Source organism: Pseudomonas sp. JC1203, assembly GCF_056175065.1.
In genome coordinates, this window is sequence record NZ_JBWCAM010000012.1 from 215192 (window position 1) to 238707 (window position 23516).

The window sequence follows — 23516 nt, forward strand, 5'->3', positions numbered from 1 at the left end:
CTTGTGTCTGGTGGGAGGTGGCTTGCCTGCGTGCTTTTCGGGCCCCACCCGCGCGGGGGCACCCCAGCTCCCACAGGATGCAGCGGCCACGCTTGTGTCGCCACCGTACGTGGGTGATGCTGGGGGCCGGCGTCACCCACGGACAGTCCCATGCTACGCATCAGCCAACTGCACAAATCCTACCCCACGCCGCAGGGCCCGCTGCCGGTATTGGCCGGCATCGACCTGCAGCTGGAACAGGGGCAGAGCCTGGCGCTGATGGGTGAATCGGGCAGCGGCAAAAGCACCCTGCTGCACCTGGTGGCAGGGCTCGACCGGGTCGACAGCGGCCATATCGGCGTGAACGGCCAGGCTCTGGAACAATTGGGCGAACGCCAGCTGGCCGAGTGGCGCCGTACAGGCATCGGCCTGATCTTCCAGCAATTCAACCTCATCACCAGCCTCACCGTGGCCGACAACCTGGCCTTCCAGGCGCGCCTGGCCGGCCGTCACGACCCGGCCTGGCAAGACGAACTGGCCGAACGCCTGGGGCTTACCGCGCTGCTGCAGCGCTACCCCGAGCAGTTGTCCGGCGGCCAGCAACAGCGTGTGGCGCTGGGCCGCGCCCTGGCGTCACGCCCGCCATTGCTGCTGGCCGACGAACCCACCGGCAACCTTGATGAACACACCAGCGCGCAGGTGCTCGACTTGATGCTGCAACTGCAGGCCGACAGCGGCTGCAGCCTGTTGATGGTGACCCATAGCCCGGCGATCGCCGCACGCCTGCAACGGCGCGTGTTGTTGCAAGCCGGCCGCGTGCAGGGCGGCTGATCATGCCCACGCTGTACTGGACCCTGCGCACCCTGCTCAGCCACTGGCGCCGGCACCCGGTACAACTCGCCAGCGCGCTGGCCGGGCTGTGGCTGGCCACCGCCCTGCTGATTGGCGTGCAGGCCCTCAACGGCCAGGCCCGCGCCAGCTACGCCCAGGTCAGCGCGCTGATCGGCGGCCAGGCGCAGGCCAGCCTGGTGCCGCTGCAGGGCGAACGCCTGCCCCAGGCGCTGTTCGTCAACCTGCGCCTGCAGGGCTGGCCAGTGTCGCCCCTGCTGCAAGGCCGCCTGACGCTCAATGGCCAGCGCCTGCAGGTCACCGGTATCGACCCGCTGAGCCTGCCGCCGCAGACCTCCCTGGCCGGCCACGTGCCGTCCCCCGAAGAGCTTTACGCGTTCATTGGCGACCCTGGGGAAACCTGGGTATCGCCCCAGACCCTGCGCGCCCTCGGCGGCGCCGACGGGGCCCGTATCAACGCGGTGCTGCCACCCTTGCGCACCCGCGAGGACATGGCCCCTGGCGTACTGTTGATGGATATCGGCCACGCCCAGGCGGTGCTGCAGGCCCCCGGGCAGCTGTCGCGCCTGCTGCTGCCCGCCGGGTTTACTGCGGCCCTGCCTGCCGCGCTCGACGCACAGTTGCGCCTTGACCACAGCGACCCCGGCCAGGACATGCAGCGCCTGACCGAAGCGCTGCACCTGAACCTGGCCGCCTTGGGCCTGCTGTCCTTTGTGGTCGGGCTGTTCATCGCCCAGGCCGCCATCGGCCTTGCGCTTGAGCAACGCCGGGGCCTGTTGCGTACCCTGCGCGCCTGCGGCGTTGGCCTGACCACGCTGGTAACCGCGCTGCTGCTGGAGCTGACCCTGCTGGCCCTGCTGGGCGCGATTGCCGGAGTGCTCAGCGGCTACGGCCTGGCCAGCGCCCTGCTGCCCGACGTGGCAGCCAGCCTGCGCGGCCTGTATGGCGCCGAGGTGGGCAACCAGCTCAGCCTGGGCACCGGCTGGTGGCTGGGCGCCATTGGCCTGAGCCTGGCGGGGGCGCTGCTGGCCGGTGCGCAAAGCCTGTGGCGCGCCGCCCGCCTGCCTTTGCTGGCCCTGGCGGCGCAGGAAGCCTGGCGTGGCGCCCACGGGCAGTGGCTGCGGCGTCAGGGCTACGGCGCACTCCTGCTGGGGCTGGCGGCGCTACTGCTGGCCTGGCGCGGCGACAGCCTGGCTGCCGGCTTCGCCTTGCTGGCTTGCCTGCTGCTGGCGGCGGCGCTGGCGTTGCCGGTGATGCTCGACCGCCTGCTGGCCAGCCTGCGTGCGGCACGGCCCCTGGCCCAATGGTTTCTAGCTGACTGCCGCCAGCAACTGCCCGCGCTGAGCCAGGCACTGATGGCCCTGCTGCTGGCCATGGCCACCAACATCGGCGCGGCCAGCATGACCGAGGGCTTCCGCCACACCTTCACCCATTGGCTGGAACAGCGCCTGGTGGCCGAGTTGTACGTGCGCCCGGTCGATGCCACGCAGACCCAGCAAATACAGGCATGGCTGGCGCAACGCGCGGAGGTGACGCGGGTGCTGCCCGGCCGCGAGCAGGACATCAAGGTAGAAGGCTGGCCGGTGGAAGTGCACGGTGTTATCGACGACCCGTTGTACCGCGAGCACTGGCCACTGCTGCAGCAAGCCGCAGGCGCCCCATGGGACCAGCTGTTCAGCAGCCCCACCCTGATGCTCAGCGAACAGCTGGCCCGCCACCTGCGCCTGGGCATCGGCGACCGCCTGCAGCTGCCGGGGCAGGCGGCCAGTGTGCCGCTGACCGTGGTCGGTATCTACGCCGACTACGGCAACCCCAAGGGCCACGTGCTGCTGGGCGCTGCCACCTGGCAGCGGCTGTGGCCAGCTGAAAGCCCCACGCGCCTGGCCCTGCGCCTGGCCCCAGCGGCGGTGCCGGCGCTCAAGGCCGAGCTGCTGGCCCGCTTCCAGCTCGACGACAGCCGCGTGGTTGACCAGGGCCAGCTCAAGCGCTGGGCCGTGCAAGTGTTCGAACGGACCTTCAGCGCCACCACTGCCCTCGACAGCCTGACCCTGGGCGTGGCCGCCGTGGCGCTGTTCATCAGCCTGCTGACCCAGAGCGATAATCGCCTGGGGCACCTGGCGCCACTATGGGCACTGGGGGTGGGACGCCGGCAGCTGATCCTGCTCAACCTGGCGCAGACCTGGCTGATGAGCCTGCTGACCTTGTTGCTGGCCATACCATTGGGCATCCTGCTGGCGTGGTGCCTGGTGGCGGTGGTCAACGTCCAGGCCTTCGGCTGGCGGCTGCCGCTGCAAATATTCCCGTTGCAACTGCTGCAGCTGCTGGGCTGGGCGCTGCTGGCCACCGCCCTGGCGTCCACCTGGCCACTGGTGCGGCTGCTGCGCAGCAAGCCTGCGGACCTGCTGCGAGTATTCGCCGATGAACGCTAAAGCCACGCTGATACTCACATTGCTGGTGGCCCTGGCCGGTTGCGACCAACCCCCGCCACCGCCCCAGGGCTTCGCCGGCCTGGGCGCCGAGGGCCAGGGCTTCGCCAAGGTCACGCCCGGCGCGCCCTTGGTGTTCCCGCGTGACCACGGGCCCCACCCCGGCTACCGCATCGAATGGTGGTACGTGACCGCCAATCTCAAAGCCGCCAGCGGCGAGACCTTCGGCGCCCAATGGACCCTGTTCCGCAGCGCCCTGGCACCCGGCGCCGAGCCTGCTGGCTGGAGCCACAAGACCATCTGGCTGGCACACGCCGCCCTGACCGGTGCCACCTTCCAGCACAGCGCCCAGGCGCTGGCCCGGGGTGGCGTTGGCCAGGCCGGGGTGGAGGCCGAGCCCTTTGCCGCCTGGATCGACGACTGGCGCCTGGCCGCCAGTGCACCCTCCACCCCCAACCTCGGTGACCTGCGCATGAGTGCCCACGGCACCGACTTCAGCTACGACCTGGTGCTCAAGGCAGACAAGCCGCTGGTGCTGCAGGGCGACCAAGGCTATAGCCGCAAGTCCCTGCAGGGCCAGGCGTCCTGGTATTACAGCCAGCCCTTCTACCAAGCCAGCGGCCAGGTCCAGGCACAGGGGCAACGATGGCAGGTCAGCGGCCAGGCATGGCTGGACCGCGAATGGAGCAGCCAACCACTGGCCGCCAATCAGCAAGGCTGGGACTGGTTCGCCCTGCACCTGGACGACGGCAGCCAGGTGATGCTGTTCCGCCTGCGCCAGCAGTATGGCGCCGACTTCATCAGTGGCAACTGGATCAGCCCCGACGGCCAGGGCCAACCCCTTGACAGCAACCAGGTGCAATTGCAGCCGTCTTCCCCCATGGCAACCCTGGATGGCCATGAAGCGCCGACACGCTGGCACCTACGCATCCCTGGCCATGGGCTGGACGTACAACTGCACGCGTTGAACACCAATGCCTGGATGAACGTGACCCCGCCGTACTGGGAAGGCCCGGTTCGCCTGGAGGGCAGCCATGCAGGCCAGGGCTATCTGGAAATGACCGGCTATTGAGCGCTTAGATAAGGCCGCAGAGTACCGCCTTGACCACCGCCGAGAGCTTGTTGCAAACCCCCAGTTTTTCGATGCAACGGGCGATGTGGAAGTTGACCGTGCGTTCGCTGAGCATCAGCACATTGGCCACATCCACCGACGTCAGCCCCTGCGCGGTCCACTTCAGCACTTCCAGTTCGCGGCTGGAAAGGCTGGCCTGCTGCCCGCTGTCGATCAATTGTTGCTGGGCCTGCTCTTCAATGCGTGGCACCAGCGCGTTGTGCATCAGGTTCGCCAGCCAGAGGATGTCACCGGCCTTGTCATAGAATTCGGCGATGGAGATAGAGTCCTGGCTGCGTGACAGGCTCAGGATGCTGGTGCCGCCGTTGATGCCATGCACTGTCTGGCTTACCCCATGGCACAGCCCATGTGCCTGGTATTGCCGGGCTAATTCCCGCTCCCCCGCGAACAAATCGGGGGTCCATAACAGCGGTAATTGGCAGCGCATGCTCTCCTTGAGCAAGGGGTCTACCAGCGCGTAACGGTTATCTTTGTAAAGTTGGTTCCAGCGCACCGAGTAATTATTTCGCTTGAAAACTTTATTGTGGGTCAGTGGCCGCCGTACAAAAACATTGAGACTGAAGTACTCGTATCCCAATTCGCGTGTTACCCATTGCAGGGAGTCGAACAGGCTGTCCTCCGAGGCTTCCGGGCAAAATTTTTCGAGAGAGCGAAGTGTCCACAACATGATGGTGTTTCCGCCTGACTGAGGCCTGAATAATCGGATCCAAGATTTGATCAGGCGAATATAGCGTAGCATTTGCTGGCACGCCAAATAACCAATTGGAATTGAACGAAGGGTAAAGTTGGGAAACCATTAACTTTGCAGGATTTTTTTTGAACTTTCGAAAGTACGATTTTTATTTCAAGATATTTTGATGAATTACTCTAATAATTAGCCGAAGTTTCTGCTTATAACATATTGATCTAAAACTCCTGAAAATCTCACCGGTCAGTTCCTTAAGCGCGCCTCATGGCGCCCCTCCCCAACGGAACAACCGGTAAGGACTTATGTGCGGATTAGCAGGTGAACTTCGTTTCGACCAACAGCCAGCGGACCTCGCGGCCATTGAACGCATCACCCACCACCTGGCCCCTCGCGGCCCGGATGCCTGGGGTTTCCATAGCCAGGGCCCGGTAGCGCTGGGCCATCGGCGGCTGAAAATCATGGACCTGTCCGACGGCTCGGCGCAGCCCATGATCGACCAGCAACTGGGCTTGTCCCTGGCCTTCAACGGCGCCATCTACAACTTCCCGGAGCTGCGCAGCGAGCTTGAAGCGCTGGGCTATGCCTTCTATTCGGGCGGCGACACCGAAGTGCTGCTCAAGGGCTACCACGCGTGGGGCGAGGCATTGCTGCCCAAGCTCAACGGCATGTTCGCCTTCGCCATCTGGGAGCGTGACAACCAGCGCCTGTTCATTGCCCGCGACCGCCTTGGCGTGAAGCCTTTGTACCTGTCCCGCACTGCGGGCCGCCTGCGTTTCGCCTCGGCATTGCCGGCGCTGCTCAAGGGTGGCGACATCAACCCGATCCTCGACCCAGTGGCGCTGAACCACTACCTCAATTTCCACGCGGTGGTGCCGGCGCCACGTACCCTGCTGGCCGGCATCGAGAAACTGCCGCCTGCCACCTGGCTGCGCATCGACGCCCACGGCAACAGCGAACAGAAAACCTGGTGGACCCTGCCCTACGGCCCGCATGCGGACGAGGCCAACCTGACCCTGGAAGACTGGCGCGACCGTGTGTTGGACAGCACCCGTGAAGCCGTTGCCATCCGCCAACGCGCCGCCGTGGACGTGGGCGTGCTGCTGTCGGGCGGCGTGGACTCCAGCCTGCTGGTGGGCCTGTTGCGTGAAGTCGGCGTGGAAGATCTGTCGACCTTCTCCATCGGTTTCCAGGACGCTGGCGGCGAGCGCGGCGACGAGTTCCAGTATTCCGACCTGATCGCCAGGCACTACGGCACCCGCCACCACCAATTGCGCATCGACGAAGCCGAAATCATCGAGCAATTGCCCGCAGCGTTCCGCGCCATGAGCGAGCCGATGGTGAGCCATGACTGCATCGCCTTCTACCTGCTGTCACGGGAAGTGGCCAAGCACTGCAAGGTGGTGCAGAGCGGCCAGGGCGCCGACGAACTGTTCGCCGGCTACCATTGGTACCCGCAGGTGGACGGCGCCAGCGACCCCTACGGGGCCTACCGTGACGCCTTCTTCGACCGCAGCTACGACGACTATGCCGCCACTGTGCAACCCGCATGGCTGACGCGCAACGACGCCGCCGGCGACTTCGTCCGCGAGCATTTCGCCCAACCCGGCGCCACGGCCGCCGTCGACAAGGCCCTGCGCCTGGACAGCACGGTGATGCTGGTGGACGACCCGGTCAAGCGCGTCGACAACATGACCATGGCCTGGGGCCTGGAAGCGCGCACGCCGTTCCTGGACTACCGCCTGGTGGAGCTGTCGGCACGGGTGCCGGCGCGCTTCAAGTTGCCCGACGGTGGCAAGCAGGTGCTCAAGGAAGCGGCGCGTCTGGTCATCCCCAGCGAAGTCATCGACCGCAAGAAAGGCTATTTCCCGGTGCCGGGCCTCAAGCACCTGGAAGGCAACACCCTGAACTGGGTGCGCGAACTGCTGCTGGACCCCAGCCAGGACCGCGGGCTGTTCAAGCCGGCCATGCTCGACCAGTTGCTGACCAACCCCCAGGGCCAACTGACGCCGTTGCGCGGCTCCAAGCTGTGGCAATTGGCAGCCCTGAACCTGTGGCTCAGCGAGCAAGGAATCTGACCAATGAAACCCCACGCCACGGCTTACAACCAGCGCCTGCTGCGCGGCCAGTCCCCCAGTTACGAACGCCTGCAGGCGCGCTTCGCCGAAGACGGCAGCGCCCCCCAGGGCCAGCCCCATGCCGTGCACTGCGGCTGGGGGCGGCTGCTGATGGGCCACACGTTTCCCGACCCGGCCAGCCTTGCCGCCGAACTGGTCAACGAACAACATGGCGAGCGCGACATCGCCCTGTACGTGGCCGCCCCGCAGCAGGTGCTGGCGCAGGCCCCGCAGCAGCTGTTCCTCGACCCCTCCGACACGCTGCGCCTGTGGTTCAGCGACTACCGCCCGGCCCAACGAGTGTTTCGCGGCTTCCGCATTCGCCGCGCGCAGAGCGACGCCGACTGGGAAGCCATCAACCAGCTGTACCTCAAGCGCCGCATGCTGCCCATCGACCCCACCCGCCTCACCCCGCGCCACCAGGGCGGGCCGGTGTATTGGCTGGCTGAAGACGAGGAAAGCGGCCAGGTGATTGGCAGCGTCATGGGCCTGAACCATGAAAAGGCCTTCCACGACCCTGAGCACGGCAGCAGCCTGTGGTGCCTGGCGGTGGACCCGCGCTGCACCCGCCCCGGCGTGGGCGAGGTGCTGGTGCGCCACCTGATCGAGCACTTCATGAGCCGCGGCTTGAGCTACCTGGACCTGTCGGTGCTGCACGACAACCGCCTGGCCAAGAACCTCTACGCCAAGCTGGACTTCCGCACCCTGCCTACGTTCGCCATCAAGCGCAAGAACGGTATCAACCAGAGCCTGTTCCTGGGCCCTGGCCCCCAAGCCGAGCTGAACCCCTACGCTCGCATCATCGTCGACGAGGCGCTGCGCCGCGGTATCGAGGTGCAGATCGACGATGCCGACGCCGGGCTGTTCACGCTCAACCACGGCGGCCGGCGCATTCGTTGCCGCGAGTCACTGTGCGACCTCACCAGCGCCATCAGCATGAACCTGTGCCAGGACAAGAGCCTGACCCACAAGGTGCTCAGCGCCGCCGGTTTGAAGCTACCGGCGCAGCAACTGGCGGGTAGCGCCGATGACAACCAGGACTTCCTCGAGCAGCACGGGCGCATCGTGGTCAAGCCGGTGGACGGCGAGCAAGGCCAGGGCGTGGCGGTGGACATCGACAACCTGGACGAGGTGCAGCAAGCCATCGAACACGCCCACCGCTTTGACAGCCGCGTGCTGCTGGAAAGCTTCCATGAAGGTGCCGACCTGCGCATCGTGGTGATCGGTTTTGAAGTGGTGGCAGCGGCCATCCGCCGCCCGGCGTCGATCACCGGCGACGGCCTGCATGCCATTGGCGCGCTGATCGAGGCCCAGAGCCGCCGGCGCCAGGCCGCCACCCAGGGTGAAAGCCGCATCCCGCTGGACCACGAAACCCTACGCACCCTGCACGCCGCAGGTTTCGACTATGACACCGTGCTGCCCAAGGGGCAGGTGCTGGCCGTGCGCCGCGCCGCCAACCTGCACACCGGCGGGCACCTGGAGGATGTAACCGACACGCTCCATCCGGTACTGGCCGACGCCGCCGTGCGCGCCGCCCGCGCCCTGAACATTCCGGTGGTGGGCCTGGACCTGCTGGTGCCGGCGGCCGACCAGCCGGGCTATGTGTTCATCGAAGCCAACGAACGCGTGGGCCTGGCCAATCACGAGCCACGGCCTACCGCGCAGAAGTTCATCGACCTGCTGTTTCCGCATTGCCAGGTCCTTACCTGAACCATCCTGTAGCCGCTGCGACAGCCAGCGCAGCCTGACGGCAGCGGCTACGGACCGAGGAGTTTCCATGACTAGCAAAATTCCCGAACCCGATACCCATTACCTGCAGAAAGTGCTGCTGGAAATGCTCGCCATTCCCAGCCCCACCGGCTTCACCGACACCATCGTGCGCTACGTGGCCGAGCGCCTGGAAGAGCTGGGCATACCCTTCGAACTCACCCGCCGCGGCACCATCCGCGCCACCCTCAAGGGCCAGCAAAGCTCGCCTGACCGCGCCGTGTCGGCGCACCTGGACACCATTGGCGCCAGCGTACGCGCCTTCCAGGACAATGGCCGGCTGTCGCTGGCGCCGGTGGGCTGCTGGTCGAGCCGTTTCGCCGAAGGCAGCCGCGTCAGCGTGTTCACCGACACCGGCGTGATTCGTGGCAGCGTGCTGCCACTGATGGCGTCCGGGCACGCGTTCAACACCGCCGTCGACCAACTGCCGGTGAGCTGGGACCACGTGGAATTGCGCCTGGACGCCTACTGCGCGACCCGCGCCGACTGCGAGACCCTGGGCATCAACATCGGTGACTTCGTGGCCTTCGACCCGCTGCCCGAGTTCACTGACAGCGGCCATATCAGCGCCCGCCACCTGGATGACAAGGCCGGTGTCGCTGCGTTGCTGGCCAGCCTCAAGGCCATCGTCGAAAGTGGCGTGCAGCCAGCCATCGACTGCCATCCGCTGTTTACCATCACCGAGGAAACCGGCTCGGGTGCTGCTGGCGCCCTGCCCTGGGATGTCAGTGAATTCGTCGGTATCGACATTGCCCCGGTGGCCCCCGGGCAACACAGTAGTGAACACAGCGTCAGCGTGGCCATGCAGGATTCCAGCGGCCCCTATGACTACCACCTGTCACGGCACCTGCTGAACCTGGCCCAGGCGCATGAACTGCCCGTGCGCCGCGACCTGTTCCGCTACTATTTCAGCGATGCACATTCGGCCGTCACCGCCGGGCACGACATTCGTACCGCGCTGCTGGCCTTCGGTTGCGACGCCACCCACGGCTACGAGCGCACCCACATCGACAGCCTGCAGGCGTTGAGCCGCATACTGACCGCCTACATGCTCAGCCCGCCGGTGTTCGCCAGCGATGCGCAACCGGCGCATGGGTCATTGGAAAGGTTCAGCCACCAGCTGGAGCATGATGCACAAATGGAGAGCGACACCCGGGTGCCCGCGGTGGATACGCTGGTGGGGCAGAAATAGAGGCCCAGCAACACATAACTGTGGGAGCTGGCTTGCCAGCGAGCCTCCAGGCCTCAAAAGCTCGCTGGCAAGCCAGCTCCCACAAATTGATTCCAATTTCGCCTCAACGATCGTTGTGGCCCAGGTCGCGCGCCGGGTCGATGCAGTCGCGCACCCGCTGCTTGAGCACCTTGGCCTCCGGGAAGCCGCCATCGGCCTTGCGCTCCCAGATCTGCACATCGTCGCAGGTAATGCGAAACACCCCGCCGGTGCCCGGTTCCAGGCTGACCCGGGCCAGGTCGTCGGCGAAGGTGCTGAGCAGTTCCTGGGCCAGCCAGGCGGCGCGCAGCAGCCATTGGCACTGGGTGCAATAGGTGATGACGATGTGCGGGCGAATGGCGGTCATGGCGGCCTCAGGCAATTTTCGACAACAGCTGGCGTGCGGCCTGTTGGTCGTCTTCGTCCCCGTCCAGCAGTATCTCGTGCAACAGGTCGGCGGCGCTGCGCAGGTCGCCCTGCTCGATGCAGGTCTGCGCCTGCTCCAACTTGCCCGACGCTTCCAGCGCATCGTCCGGGGCATCGAAATCCACGGTCAGGGCATCCAGCTCCGGCAGGTCGGCACCGGCCACGAAGCTGTCGAGGAACGCGTCGTCGAGGCCGTCGTCCTCGGCCGCCGGCTCTTCCTCGGCGAAATCGCTGAGGAACTGCTCGTCGGGCATTTCGAACACGTCGGGGAATTCCTTCAGGTTGCTGGCAAACTCGGGGTCCACCGGCGCCTGGGCGTCAGACACTGCCTCACCGGTCTTGCGCGCCGGAGCCGGGTCGAACGGGCTGACCAGGTCCCAGTCGGCGTCCATTGACAGGTCGTCCAGGTTCAACTGGAAGTCGTCCAGCGGCTCTTGTGCAGGCGCTGGTGCGTCGACGATGGCCGGGGCCACGGCGGCAACCGCCGCCAACGTTACCGGCACCACCGGCAAAGCCTCGGGCGGTGGCGTTGGCGGTTGCAATTTGGGGTAGTGGTTGCGGATGGCCTCGATCTTCTCGGCCTTGAAATCCTGCGCCAACAAGGCCCGTTCTTCTTCGGCGAAGCCTTCGACGTCACCCTGCTGGCCGAGCACCTCCAACAGGCGCAAACGCAGGTCAGTGCGGTGCGGTTCCTTCTGCAAGCCCTCGCGCAAAATGGCGGTGGCTTCGTTGAAACGCCCATAGGCGATGTAGATGCTGGCGCCGTCCATGGCGTCGGTGGCCGGGGCGCTTTCGCGCTTGGGTGCCACGCCCGGCGCGGGGGAAGGTTCATCCTCGGTAACTTCGGGGGCCGGTGCCAGGCCGCCCTGGGCCGGTTTTATCAGCGCGTCGGTTTCATCCGCCTCGTACCGAGCCGCCGGAAGCATGACCGTAGCCTGTTGACGACGACGGTTGTAGACCAGGCCGCCCAGCAACAACAGGATCAGCAGCACACCCAGAATCGGCAGCCAGGGTATGTCACCGCTGTCATCGATGACCGGCGGCGCGGCCACGGGCGCAGCTGGCGCCACCACTGCCGGTGGCTTGGCTGCCGGGGCTGCTGGGTGCGGCTGTGCTTGTGCCTGGGCCAGTTGTTGCTGCAATTGCTGCAACTGCTGGTCCTTGCCGTTCATCTGCTCCTGCAGGGCCTGCAGTTTGGCGTTGAGGTCATCGATGTCCTTGTGCAGCGCCTGGTCGTCGGGGGTAGGCACGGCGGGTGGCGGCGTATCGGGAAGCGCGGGTGCGGAGGCGGCAGCAACGGCTGCCACACCGGCGGCGCCCGGCAGCGCGGCGGTGTCGGGCAGCAACAGGCTCTGCCCGGCTTTCAGCTTGCCGGGGTTGAGGGCGCGCAGTTCCTGCACCAGGGTATTGGGCGGCGTTGGCGTGCCGGCTGCCTGCAGGCGCTTGGCGATGCTCCACAGGGTGTCGCCTTTCTGCACGTCCAGGCGTTTGTCCTGGGTGGCAGGCGGCAACGCCACGGCCGGCTTCGGCACGGCAGCAGCACGCGCTGCGGGCGCAGGGCTGTTGGCACTGGCCAGGGCGCTGGCGATGCTGCTGACCGGCGCGTCGTCGAACTTGGGCGCGGGCGCCAGGGCCACGGTACCCGGCGGATCGATGAGCACCGTGAACTCGCGCAGCAGCTGGCCACTGGGCCGGTTCAATTGCACCAGGAAATCCAGGTAAGGCTCGGTCACCGCCTTGCTGGTGGTGACGCGAATGAACTTGCGCTCGCCGGTCAGCACCGGCGTGAAGTGCAGGTCATTGAGGAAGAACGCGCGGTCGACACCGGCGCGGGCAAACTCGTCGGCCGTGGCCAGCGCCACCGAGAGGTCGGCATTGCCCAGGCCCTGGGCATCCACCAGCGCGATATCGGCGCTCAGCGGCTGGCCCAGCGATGAATGCAGGGTGATGTCACCCAGGCCCAAGGCGTGGGCAGGGCCGGCAGCAATTGCCAGCGCGGCCGCCAGCAGACGGATGGAAGTCGATATGGAAAAGGCCCCGAACATGGACCGCGAACGCTCTGGCATGAGAATCCCTTTGAGGAACCTGCTTCCTGTCTTTCTGGTTATAGACTGCCAACCGGCCTTTCTCAAAGCCTGCGGCCCGCGCGGGCTCAGGATTTCTTCTCGAGATTATCCAGGATCTGCTTGTGCACGCGCATGCAGACGCGCATTTCGTCCTCGTCCACGCCCACGAACAGTTCGGCGCGCAGGGTGTTGGCAATGGTCTCGATCTGTTCGATCAGCGGCAAGGCCGGCTCACACAACAGGATTTTCTTCGCCCGGCGGTCTTCCAGCACCGCCTGGCGCTGCACCAGCCCCTGGGTTTCCAGGCTGTCGAGCAGCCGCGCCAGTGTCGGACCCTCGACGCCCACGCTTTGCGCCAGTTCGCGCTGGGTGGGGGTTTCTTCGAACCGGGCCAGGTGCAGCAGCACCAGCCAGCGGGCCTGGGACAGGCCCAGGCCGGCCAGGCGGCGGTCCAGTTCAGCACGCCAGCCCCGGGACATCTGGGCCAGTTGCATTCCGAAACGGTGTTGATCAGTCAACGGCATAAGCGACTCATGGCTAAAGGACAAAACTAATTGATAGTGAGCTAATCATGGCCTTGACCAAGAGGCAATACTCATGCCGGAACGATTTTGTAATACGCAATGAACAAATGTCAGTCTGAAACCGCTCACATTTCAAACTCGGACTGCAACGCAGCCCTCACGCAATACAGCACCCCCTCCGGCACGCGGCCGAAGAACAGCGGTGCAATGTCGGTGACCGACGGCAATTCGCCTTCGCCGTCGAGGAACGCGTCCTGCACTTCCGCCATGACCTCTTCGGGCAGGTCCAGGGCCTGTTCCAGGGACAGCTGCTGCGCGCCAATGGCCTCGGCCAGCAGGCTGTAGACGTTTTTCTCGCTGCACTGCAACTGCCCGGCGATCTGCAGTGGGGTCATGCCGGCGCGCGCCAGGCTGATGAGCTCGTGGCGGATGTCGGCCACCACGCGCGGCGCTTCCTCGGCGCCGCCGTTGAGCACGCCCAGGAAGGCCTCGCCGTAACGCTCCAGCTTGCGCGCGCCGACGCCACTGACGCGGCCCATCTCGGCCATGCTGCCGGGCTGGCTGCGAAGCATTTCCAGCAGCGTGGAGTCGGGGAAGATGACGTACGGCGGCACGCCGTGCTCCTCGGCCAGCTTGCGCCGCAGGGTACGCAGGGCTTCCCACTGCTCGCGCTCTTCGCCGCGCACCAGCTGGCTGGCCGGGCTGCCGGAGCCGCTACGGGTGCTGCTGCCTTTCTGCGGTTTGGGTTCCAGGCGCAGTTCAAGGGTGACCTCGCCGCGCAACAGCGGCCGGCAGGTGTCGCTCAGGCGCAGGCCGCCGTAGCCTTCCAGGTCGATGTCGGCCAGGCCGCGAGCCACCAGCTGGCGGAACAACGAGCGCCATTCGTGCTCGCTGCGCGCCTTGCCCACGCCGAACACCGAGAGTTTCTCGTGGCCGAAGCTGCGCACCTTTTCGGTGTCCTTGCCCAGCAGCACGTCCACCAGGTGGCCCACGCCATAGCGCTGGCCCGTGCGGAACACTGCCGACAGGGCCTGGCGCGCCGGCTCGGTGGCGTCCCAGGTCTGCACGCCGTCGATGCAGTTGTCGCAGTGGCCGCAGGCGGTGGGCATGTCTTCGTCGAAGTAGGCCAGCAGCGCCTGGCGGCGGCAGCGGGTTTCCTCGCACAGGGCCAGCATGGCGTCCAGCTTGTGCTGTTCCACGCGTTTATGGCGCTCATCGCCTTCGGAGTTCTGCAGCATCTGCTTGAGCATCAGCACGTCCTGCAGGCCGTAGGCCATCCAGGCGTCGGCGGGCAGGCCATCACGGCCGCCACGGCCAGTTTCCTGGTAATAGGCTTCCAGGGACTTGGGCAGGTCCATGTGGGCCACGAAACGCACGTTGGGCTTGTCAATGCCCATGCCGAAGGCAATGGTGGCGACCATGATCAGGCCTTCCTCGTTGAGGAAGCGCTTCTGGTTGGCGGCGCGCACGTCCGACGGCAGGCCCGCGTGGTACGACAGCGCCGGGAAGCCCTGCTCGCAGAGGAAGGCGGCGGTTTCGTCGACTTTCTTGCGCGACAGGCAATAGACGATGCCGGCGTCACTGCGGCGCTCGGCCAGGAAGGTCATCAGCTGCTTGCGCGGATTTTCCTTGGGCACGATGCGATAGAAGATATTCGGCCGGTCGAAGCTGGACAGGAAGCGCTCGGCGTCCTGCAGGTGCAGGCGGTTGACGATTTCCTCGCGGGTGCGCTTGTCGGCGGTGGCGGTCAGGGCAATGCGCGGTACATTGGGGAACAGCTCGGCCAGTTGCCCCAGTTGCAGGTACTCGGGACGGAAGTCGTGGCCCCATTGCGACACGCAGTGCGCCTCGTCGATGGCGAACAGGGCGATGTCCAGGTTGCGCAGGAAGTCGAGCATGCGTGGCTGTACCAGGCGCTCGGGCGCCAGGTAAAGCATTTTCACCTCGCCGCGACGGATGCGCGCGGCCAGGTCGCGCTGCTGTTCGGCGCTGAGGGTGGAGTTCAGCGCGGCGGCGGCCACGCCCAGTTCTTCCAGGGTGGCGACCTGGTCGTCCATCAGCGCGATCAGCGGCGACACCACCACCGCTAGGCCTGGGCGCAGCAGGGCCGGCACCTGGAAACACAGGGACTTGCCGCCACCGGTGGGCATCAGTACCAGGGCATCGCCGCCACTGGCCACGCGTTCGATAATGGCACCCTGGCGACCCCGAAAACTGTCGTAGCCGAAGATGTCCTTAAGGACGCGTTGAGCCTGTTCGAGCATAAGAACTCCAAATATCGCAGAACCATCCGGGCCTAGGCTGGATGAAAATCGTGCGCGTTTCACGCAAAAATGCGTAAGCGCCCGTTGCCGGGGCAACCTTTCAGGGCGTGAAACGGCCAAAGCGGCGCATTATACCCGAGCGCCCGCCCGCGCAGGGCACCACTGATAAGGCCATGTTTTTCAGGCTTGGCTGGCGCGTGGGGCCTAACAAGGCCTAGAATTCACTATCGTAAATTCTTCAAGGTAGCCTTTTAATGTCCTTCGCTGAGCAACTGAACCGCCTGCAAGCCTTCCTCGACGCCGATGAGCTGCACGAGGAAGCGCTGGACTACGTGGCCGCTCACGGCTATCTGACCGCCCTTTCCGTGTGTTCCGAGGAAGTCCCGGAGCGCGAGTGGATCGACGCCCTGTTCGCCGAGGAGCCGCACTACACCAGCGACGCCCAGCGCGAAGAGATCGAAGGCACCCTGGTGGCACTGAAGGCGCACATCGCCCGCCAGCTGGCCAGCGACGAGGAATTCGAGCTGCCGTGCGACCTGGACCTGGGCGAAGAGCCCGACGACTCCGAGCTGCGCGGCTGGTGCATCGGCTTCATGGAAGGCGTGTTCATGCGTGAAGCCGCCTGGTTCGAGACCGCCGAGGACGAAGTCAGCGAAATGCTGCTGCCGATCATGGTGGGTTCGGGCCTGTTCGACGAACAACCAGAGTTCGCCGACATCGCCGCCGACGCCAACCTGCAGGACGACATGATCGTGCAGATCCCCGAGGCCCTGACCGCGCTGTACCTGCTGTGCAACGCCCCGGACGAAAAACCGGCCATCCTCAAGCCGCGTCACCACTGATTGCACCTGCTGTAGCCGCTGCCTGACGGCAGCGGCTACGTAGCGTTGATGCGATGTACGGAAATATATATCCCCTCCCCCTGTGCTGTCCGTTCGCCATCTCCTAAACTCTATCGACTGACCCCAGAGTACCTCTGGCATGCCCCAGCGCCCGCGTCGACAAGGATGGCTCTCGCCCCGGCTGTGGCGCGTGTTCGGCTGGATGGCGCTGTGCCTGTCACTGAGCGTGGCGGGCGACAACTGGCCCGAATGGGACTTCTCGCAAATCATCAGCAAGGCTGACCAGCACTACGGTGGGCTGGGCTCGGCACGCGAGCGCCTGGAAGCCTGGGGCAGGCTGCTGCAGACCAGCGGCGACAAGCCCGAGTTGGAAAAGCTCACCCTCGTCAACAGCTTCTTCAACCGGCAGATGGCGTTCAAGGACGACATGACCGTGTGGCACGTCGAAGACTACTGGGCCACCCCCCTCGAAGCCTTGTGGAAAGGCGCCGGTGACTGCGAAGACTACGCCATCGCCAAGTATTTCAGCCTGCGCCGCCTCGGCGTGCCCGCCGACAAGCTGCGCATCACCTACGTCAAGGCACTGGAGTTGAACCAGGCGCACATGGTGCTGGCCTACTACGCCACCGACCGCGCCGACCCGCTGGTGCTGGACAACCTCAAACCCGATATCAGGCCCGCGTCCCAGCGCAAGGACCTGCTACCGGTGTATGCCTTCAATGCCGAGGGCGTGTATTTGCCCGGCGCCTCGGCCAGTGCCCGCACCAGCGACAGCAAGAAGCTGTCGCGGTGGCAGGATGTGTTGCAAAAAATGAAAGCCGAAGGCTTCGCCATTGGCGACGGATAGGAGTGCCCGATGTCATTACTCAAGCAACTGTTCCTGGCGATCTGCCTGTTCCTGGTGGTGGCCTTCAGCGGCAGCTTTTTCGTAGGGCTGGAGAACTCCCGCGAGCAGCTGGTCAGCCAGCTGCGCTCCCACGGCCAGGACGCAGCCACGGCGCTGGGGCTGTCGCTGGCACCCCATGTCGATGACCCGGCCATGATCGAGCTGATGGTCTCGTCGATTTTCGACAGTGGCTACTTCTCCAACATCCGCGTGGTCAACCTGGCGGACAACAGCACCCTGGTGGAACGCGCCGCGGAACCGGGCACCGGCGAGGTGCCGGCGTGGTTCGTGCGCCTGGTCAACCTCAAGCCCCAGGGCGGTGACGCGCTGGTGATGCGCGGCTGGGAACAGGCGGCGCGCGTGGAGGTGCTGAGCAACCCGCAGTTCGCCCTGGCCAAACTGTGGGAAACCGCCATCGGCAGCCTGGCGTGGCTGGCCCTGTGCGGCCTGCTGAGCGCCATTTTTGGCGGCTGGCTGCTGCGCAAGCAACTGCGCCCCCTGGACAACATGGTGCAGCAGGCGAATGCCATCAGCCACCGCGAGTTCCTGACCCTGCCACGCATTCCGCGCACCCCGGAACTGCGCCGGGTGGTGCTGGCCATGAACCAGATGGTGGAGAAGCTCAAGGCGCTGTTCGCCGAGGAAGCGGCACGCAGCGAGAAGCTGCGCGAGGAGTCGTATCAGGACACGCTCACGGGCCTGGCCAACCGCCGCCTGTTCGATACCCAGCTGACCAACCAGTTGATGGTTACCGAACAGAACAGCGAAGGTTTTGTGCTGATGCTGCGGGTGAACGACCTCGCCGGCCTGAACCAGCGCCTGGGCGGCCAGCGCACCGACGCGTTGATTGCCGAGGTGGGCGAGGTGTTGACCACGCTGTTGAAAGACCCGCGCCGCAGCCGCTGGACGGCCGCGCGCAACCGCGGTGGCGAGTTCAGCCTGCTGGCCCCGGCGGTCAACAGCGAAGACGCGCAGCGCCTGGCCGAAGACCTCAACCGGCAGCTGGAGAACTTCTACCTGACCGGCGCCAGCGACCGTTCGCCAGTGGCCCATATCGGCGTGGCCGCCTACAAGCCGGGTGAAGCGCTGAACACCGTGTACATGCACCTGGACCAGGCGATCACCGAGGCGCAGAACCATCCCCAGCAACCGTGGGCGGTGCTCGCGCACTTCAATGGCGCGCCCATCCAGAACCCCGCGCAGTGGCGTACCTGGATCGACGAGGCGCTGACCCTGCGCAAGCTCAAGCTGTACTTCCAACCGGTGGTGCCGTGCGCCGAGCCCGGGCAAATCCTGCACCACAAGGTACTGGCGCGCCTGCTGGACCCGGCCGGCGAAGCAGTGGCCGCCGCGCACTTCCTGCCGTGGATAGAACGCCTGGGCTGGTCGGCGCGCTTTGACCTGGCCATGCTGGAACACACCCTGGAATACCTGCTGGAACACCCTCACCCGCTGGCCCTGAGCCTGTCGGCCAGCACCCTGCGCAGCGAGGAGCACCTGACGCCGATCCTCGACCTGCTCAAGGCCAGCCCCGGCCAGGCGCACCTGCTGACCCTGGAGGCGGACGAGCACCACTTGCCGCCGCCCGACCAGTTGCAGGCCCTGAGCCAGGCCATCCGCGACACCGGCTACCGCTTCGGCCTGCAGCATTTCGGTGGGCGTTTCAGCCAGATCGGCAACTTCACCCACCTGGGCCTGGCGTACCTGAAGATCGATGGCAGCTACATCCGCGCCATCGACCAGCAGAGCGACAAGCGCCTGTTCATCGAAGCCATCTACCGCGCCACCAACAGCATCGACATGCCGCTGATTGCAGAGATGGTGGAGACCGCCGGCGAGCTGGAGGTGTTGAAGGAGCTGGGGCTGCATGGCGCCATGGGCCGCCTGATCGGTGCGCCGGCACCGCAGATTTGACGCCAGGCCCGAACACGGCCTGGCGGCAACCGTTCAGGCCAACCTGGCTCTCCGTAGGAGCGGCCCATGGCCGCGAAGGCCTCACCGCGCAGTGCCTGAAAGCCTGCGGCGTCTGCTTCGCGGGCACGGCCCGCTCCTACAGCCACCCTGGCCCCTGTAAGGAGCGGCCTGCGGCCGCGAAGGCCTCACCGCGCAGTCCCTGAAAGCCTGCGGCGCCTGCTTCGCGGGCACGGCCCGCTCCTACAGCCACCCTGGCCCCTGTAGGAGCGGCCTGCGGCCGCGAAGGCCTCACCGCGCAGTCCCTGAAAGCCTGCGGCGTCTGCTTCGCGGGCACGGCCCGCTCCTACAGGTGACTATGCAAACGTTCAGCCCACCCCGGCCCCTGTAGGAGCGGCCTGCGGCCGCGAAGGCCTCACCGCGCAGTCCCTGAAAGCCTGCGGCGCCTGCTTCGCGGGCACGGCCCGCTCCTACAGATGCCAGGCACAGTGTTCAACCAAAAGGGCAAGATGGGGCGCGGCAAAAAAAATCCCGCCATCATGGCGGGATTTTTTTGTCCGGCGCTAAAGCATCACGCCACGTCCACCTTCAACGAATGATCCCCCAGCATCCCGCTGACAATGGTCGCCGTGTCATGTGACGACACGGTACCGCCCGATCCCGGGGTGACGCCGTAGTGGCTGGCCAGGTCGACGCCTTTCAGGTCGATGGTCTGGCTGGCCGCGCCGCCCGCGGTGGTGCTGACGTCGATGCTGGAGACCAGCCCCGAGCCGCTGCCGGTGACTTTGAAGTGCAGGTAGCTGTCCAGGGTCGACGCCGTGGCCCCGTCACCTTGCAGCAGTTGCGACAGGTCAAGCTTGTCGGTGCCCAGGGCGAAGTCGGTGATGGTGTCGTGGCCCGAGTTGCCGGCCAGGTACTTGAAGGTGTCGGCACCATCGCCGCCGGTCAGGGTGTTGTCACCCAGGCCGCCGATGAGGGTGTCGTTGCCGCCACCGCCATTGATCACGTCGTTGCCTGCGCCGCCGGTGATGACGTTGGCCTGGCTGTTGCCGGTCAGGTGGTCGCCATAATCGGAACCGAGCAGGTTCTGGATGTTGATCAACTGGTCGTGCCCTGCGCTGACCGTATCCTGCACGCCGGTGTTGCTCAGGTCCACGGTGACCGGCCCCTTGGCGTTGTGGTAGCTGACGGTGTTGACGCCTGCGCCGCCGTCAAAGACGTCGTTGCCGGCCCCGCCGATCATGAAGTCGTTGCCCGCCAGGCCCAGCAGCGTGCTGCCACTGTCATTGCTGATGAGGATGTCATCGCCCGCCGTGCCGGTCAGGGTATGGCCGTCCTGGTAGGTGATGGTTGCCGCCGCGGTGTCGCTGCCGCCATGGTTGTCGGTGACGGTGTAGGTCGCCGGCAGGTCCGGGGTGGTGTTGGCACCCGCGTAGTTGATGCTTATGTCCAGGCTGTAGGTAGTCTGGCTGGTGTGGCCGCTGGTGTGGCTGATGTGAATGGTGTAGTCACCGTCGGTGGTGGCGGTGTAGGCGCCACCGGGCAGCGAGGTGTAGGTGTTGCCGGTTTTCAGGCTGAAGTCCAGGTGGCTGTTGCCATTGTCCGACAGGTTCAGGGTTTCGCCGGCGCTCAGGTGCACAGTGATGTTGTCACTGGCGTTGCTGCCTTTGCCTGCGCCCAGGAAGCCGCTGATCATCAGCAGTGCCGTAGTGGCGCTGGCAAGGGTGAAATCGCTGCGCGCCACGCTCAAGGCGGTGCTGTTGGCACCCGTGAAGGCAATGGTTTTCAACGACGCAGCGGTGAAATCCACCCCCTTGGCGGTCCAGCCGGTGTCGAAGCCGGTGTTGGCCACGGTCAGCGGGTCGCCGTTGGCATCGGTGTCGTTGGCCGTCAGTGCCTCGCCGGGCACGATGATGGTCGACGACAGGATGTTGGTGATGACGTGGTCGGCGGCGGCCACGGGCGGCGAGTTCGGCGTCACGGTGATGCTGAGGTTGGCCGGGCTGGACAGGTCGCCGTCATTGTCGGCCAGTACGAAGGTGACCTTGTCGGTGAAGGTCGAGGTGCCGCCACTGGACGCCGCGTTGTAGGTGTAGGCACCGGTGTCCATGTTCACCACCACGGTACCGCCGTGGCTGCTGGCCACGCTGATGCTGTTGGTGGTGGTGTCGAACGTGCCGTGGCTGGTGCCACCGGCAGTGGTCATGCCGCCAGTGCCGTTGTTGGCCTTCGGATCGTAGGTGTACGTGACGCCATCGACGCTGATGGATTTGACGAAGCCACCGTCGGCGCCGAAGCTGCCGTTGGTCAGCAACGTGCCGGTAAGCGACACGCTCTGCACCGTGCTGCTGAGCACGCCGTTGAGGTCATTGAGGTTGGTGACCACGGTGGCGCTGGTGTTGGTGCCGCTGGTGCCGTCGTAGGCGATCGGGTTGAGGTACTGCGCCTCGACGCCATTGCCCAGGCCAATGGCGTAGGCCTTGATGTCGTTGGCATTGAGGAAGTCGGTCCAGGCCTTCTCCTCGCTGGTGTCGATACCGTCGCCCAGGTTGGTGTTGGTCTGGCTGCCCGACTGGCTGCCGCCCGAAGTGGGGTGGGTGTCGGAGAGGGTCGGGTTGCCGTCCGAGAAGAAGTACGCCACGTTCTGCCCGCCCACCAGCTTGCCGTTGGTGGTGAAGGCGCTTTCGGCCGCGCTCAGGGCGTAGTCGTAGTTGGTCCCGCCGTTGGCGTGCAAGCCGGCGATGTAGGCCTTGGCGGTGGCCACGTCGACCCATACATTGCTCGGGGTTTCAGTGCCGTTGCTGAAGGTCACCACCTGCACTTTCACGTCGCCCAGGCCGTCGTATTTGTCCAGCAGTGCGCCGATGGCCTGCTTGGCCAGGTCCAGGCGCGACAGGTTACCCACGCCCGAGGCATCGTTCATGCTGCCCGACACGTCGATCACCAGCAGGACGTTGGTGTTGAGCTCCGGCGCGATGACTGCACGATCGATGGCGCCCGCCTGGGGCACGTCGTCGGTGATGTTGATCACCAACTGGTTGGTGATGTTGTTGCCCTGGCTGTCGGTGCCGCGGTAGGTGATGGTGTCGGTGGTGGTGTCGGCACCGTTGTTGGCCGTCGGGTCGGTCTTGGGCGCCGAGGTCAGGGTGTAGGTGTAGGTGCCGTCGCTGTTGAGCTGGATCACCCCGTGGGCGGTGGTGAACAGGCCATTGACCGCGCCGTCGATGCTGTAGGTGATGGTGCCGCTGCCACCGGCGATGGAGCCCGCCACCGAACCGCTTGCTGTCTCGGCGGTGGAGTCGGGGTTGCTGCCGGTGACGGTCCCGGCGGCCAGGTCCTTGCCGTCCTGGTTCAGGTCCAGGGCAGCTTCGGCCACGGTCGTGCCTGGGCCAACGCCGGGCACCACGTGCAGGCCCGCGTCGCCCACCTGAATGGTGACAGTGGTGGTGCTGAGGTCACCGTCCTTGTCGGCCACGGTGTAGGTGAAGGTGTCAGTCACGTCGCCGTGGGACGCCGCATTCGCATTGGCGTGGTAGGCGCTGGTGCCGTCGGCGGCGATGACCAGCAGGCCGTACTGGCCCTGGATCACGGTACCTACGCCGCCGAGGACCGGCTTGCCATCCTCGCCGCCGGCACGCACGCCGACCACGCCGTAGAAACCGTCGGCCCCTGCCACGTCGTTGCCCAGCACGTTGCCCTGCACGGTCTGGCCTTCGGTGATGTGGGCGAAGTCCGGGTAGGCGTGCGGCTTGTCGTCGACAATCTTGATGGTCAGCGTGCTGGCCACGTGGTTGCCGACGCTGTCGGTAGTGACCACGGCGACGGTCTCGGTCGTGCCGATGCCGAACACTTGCGGTGCGCTGGTAAGGGTGTAGGTGTAGCTGCCGTCGGCGTTCATGTGAATGACGCCGTACTGGGTGTGCAGCGTGCCATCGGCGTCGGAGCCGTAGAGGCTGTAGGTCAGTGCGCCGACGCCGCCGGTGACGGAACCGGCGACGGTGCCGCTGGCGGTTTCGGCGGTCCAGTCCGGGTGGCTGCCAGTAGTATTGCCTGGAGCCAGGTCCTTGCCGTCCTGATATTTATCCAGCCCAGCTTCGAACACGGTCACGCCGTCTACGTTGGTGGCCTTCAGGTGCGCGTCGTCGATCTTGATGGTGAGCGTGGTGGTGCTCAGGTCACCGTCCTTGTCGGCCACGGTGTAGGTGAACACGTCGACGCCGAATTTACCCACCGAGTTGGCGTTGGCGTGATACACGCTGGTGCCGTCGGCGGCGATGATCAGCTCGCCGTAGGTGCCCTGGATGACGGTGCCGACACCTGTAGTGACGGCCTTGCTGGTGTCGTTGCCGGCTTTTACGCCGACCACGCCGTAGAAGCCATCGGCGCCCGACACGTCGTTCTGCAGCACGTTGCCCTGGGCGGTCTGGCCTTC

The 23516-nt window shown here is 65.7% G+C and carries 15 protein-coding genes; 9 read left to right on the forward strand and 6 right to left on the reverse strand.

The window, feature by feature from the left end:
- Positions 1 to 150: 150 nt before the first annotated feature.
- The 3 genes from AC0SZ7_RS19195 to AC0SZ7_RS19205 are packed head-to-tail and all read left to right on the forward strand — an operon-like array spanning position 151 to position 4326.
- Positions 151 to 810 (forward strand): ABC transporter ATP-binding protein, encoded by a 660-nt coding sequence (locus tag AC0SZ7_RS19195; RefSeq protein WP_475505857.1) that lies wholly within the window; start codon positions 151 to 153, stop codon positions 808 to 810.
- 2 nt (positions 811 to 812) lie between these two features.
- A complete protein-coding gene (locus AC0SZ7_RS19200) occupies positions 813 to 3257 on the forward strand; it encodes an ABC transporter permease (RefSeq protein WP_475505858.1) in 2445 nt (814 codons plus the stop codon).
- Positions 3247 to 4326, forward strand: a complete 1080-nt coding sequence (locus AC0SZ7_RS19205; RefSeq protein WP_475505859.1) for a lipocalin-like domain-containing protein — start codon at positions 3247 to 3249, stop codon at positions 4324 to 4326. The genes AC0SZ7_RS19200 and AC0SZ7_RS19205 overlap by 11 nt, the downstream gene beginning before the upstream one ends.
- A 4-nt stretch (positions 4327 to 4330) precedes the next feature.
- Here AC0SZ7_RS19205 and AC0SZ7_RS19210 read toward each other — a convergent pair whose 3' ends face one another.
- Positions 4331 to 5053 (reverse strand): autoinducer binding domain-containing protein, encoded by a 723-nt coding sequence (locus AC0SZ7_RS19210; RefSeq protein ID WP_475505860.1) that lies wholly within the window; start codon positions 5051 to 5053, stop codon positions 4331 to 4333.
- A 323-nt stretch (positions 5054 to 5376) separates the two neighbouring features.
- On the opposite strand from AC0SZ7_RS19210, the gene AC0SZ7_RS19215 reads away from it, so the two are divergent.
- From AC0SZ7_RS19215 to AC0SZ7_RS19225, 3 genes are all read left to right on the forward strand, one after another.
- Positions 5377 to 7149, forward strand: coding sequence for an N-acetylglutaminylglutamine amidotransferase (locus AC0SZ7_RS19215; protein WP_475505861.1), 1773 nt, complete (start codon positions 5377 to 5379; stop codon positions 7147 to 7149).
- 3 nt (positions 7150 to 7152) lie between these two features.
- Positions 7153 to 8898 carry an N-acetylglutaminylglutamine synthetase gene (ngg, locus tag AC0SZ7_RS19220; protein WP_475505862.1) on the forward strand — a complete coding sequence of 582 codons (1746 nt, stop codon included), beginning with the start codon at positions 7153 to 7155 and terminating at the stop codon, positions 8896 to 8898.
- Positions 8899 to 8965: 67 nt separating this feature from the next.
- Positions 8966 to 10147: an osmoprotectant NAGGN system M42 family peptidase gene (locus AC0SZ7_RS19225; RefSeq protein WP_475505863.1), complete on the forward strand. Its 1182-nt coding sequence runs from the start codon at positions 8966 to 8968 to the stop codon at positions 10145 to 10147.
- A 103-nt stretch (positions 10148 to 10250) separates the two neighbouring features.
- Here the strand turns inward: AC0SZ7_RS19225 and AC0SZ7_RS19230 are convergent, their stop codons facing one another.
- The 4 genes from AC0SZ7_RS19230 to recQ all read right to left on the reverse strand — a co-directional run bounded on the left by AC0SZ7_RS19230 (position 10251) and on the right by recQ (position 15445).
- The gene (locus AC0SZ7_RS19230; protein ID WP_475505864.1) at positions 10251 to 10532 is read right to left on the reverse strand and encodes an Rdx family protein; all 282 of its coding nucleotides are present in this window, start codon (positions 10530 to 10532) and stop codon (positions 10251 to 10253) included.
- Between the two features lie 7 nt (positions 10533 to 10539).
- Positions 10540 to 12657 carry a FimV/HubP family polar landmark protein gene (locus tag AC0SZ7_RS19235; RefSeq protein WP_475505865.1) on the reverse strand — a complete coding sequence of 706 codons (2118 nt, stop codon included), beginning with the start codon at positions 12655 to 12657 and terminating at the stop codon, positions 10540 to 10542.
- An 86-nt stretch (positions 12658 to 12743) separates the two neighbouring features.
- A complete protein-coding gene (locus tag AC0SZ7_RS19240; RefSeq protein WP_416422986.1) occupies positions 12744 to 13181 on the reverse strand; it encodes a MarR family transcriptional regulator in 438 nt (145 codons plus the stop codon).
- A 125-nt stretch (positions 13182 to 13306) separates the two neighbouring features.
- Positions 13307 to 15445 carry a DNA helicase RecQ gene (gene recQ, locus AC0SZ7_RS19245; protein ID WP_475505866.1) on the reverse strand — a complete coding sequence of 713 codons (2139 nt, stop codon included), beginning with the start codon at positions 15443 to 15445 and terminating at the stop codon, positions 13307 to 13309.
- Positions 15446 to 15699: 254 nt separating this feature from the next.
- Here recQ and AC0SZ7_RS19250 point away from each other — a divergent pair, with 254 nt between their 5' ends.
- The 3 genes from AC0SZ7_RS19250 (at position 15700) to lapD (ending at position 19087) form a co-directional block, all read left to right on the forward strand.
- Positions 15700 to 16287: a UPF0149 family protein gene (locus AC0SZ7_RS19250; RefSeq protein WP_475505867.1), complete on the forward strand. Its 588-nt coding sequence runs from the start codon at positions 15700 to 15702 to the stop codon at positions 16285 to 16287.
- 139 nt (positions 16288 to 16426) lie between these two features.
- Positions 16427 to 17134, forward strand: a complete 708-nt coding sequence (lapG, locus tag AC0SZ7_RS19255; RefSeq protein WP_475505868.1) for a cysteine protease LapG — start codon at positions 16427 to 16429, stop codon at positions 17132 to 17134.
- 9 nt (positions 17135 to 17143) lie between these two features.
- Positions 17144 to 19087 (forward strand): cyclic di-GMP receptor LapD, encoded by a 1944-nt coding sequence (gene lapD, locus AC0SZ7_RS19260; protein WP_475505869.1) that lies wholly within the window; start codon positions 17144 to 17146, stop codon positions 19085 to 19087.
- Between the two features lie 568 nt (positions 19088 to 19655).
- Here the strand turns inward: lapD and AC0SZ7_RS19265 are convergent.
- The coding region (locus AC0SZ7_RS19265) for a beta strand repeat-containing protein (protein WP_475505870.1) at positions 19656 to 23516 on the reverse strand (3861 nt) is incomplete at its 5' end.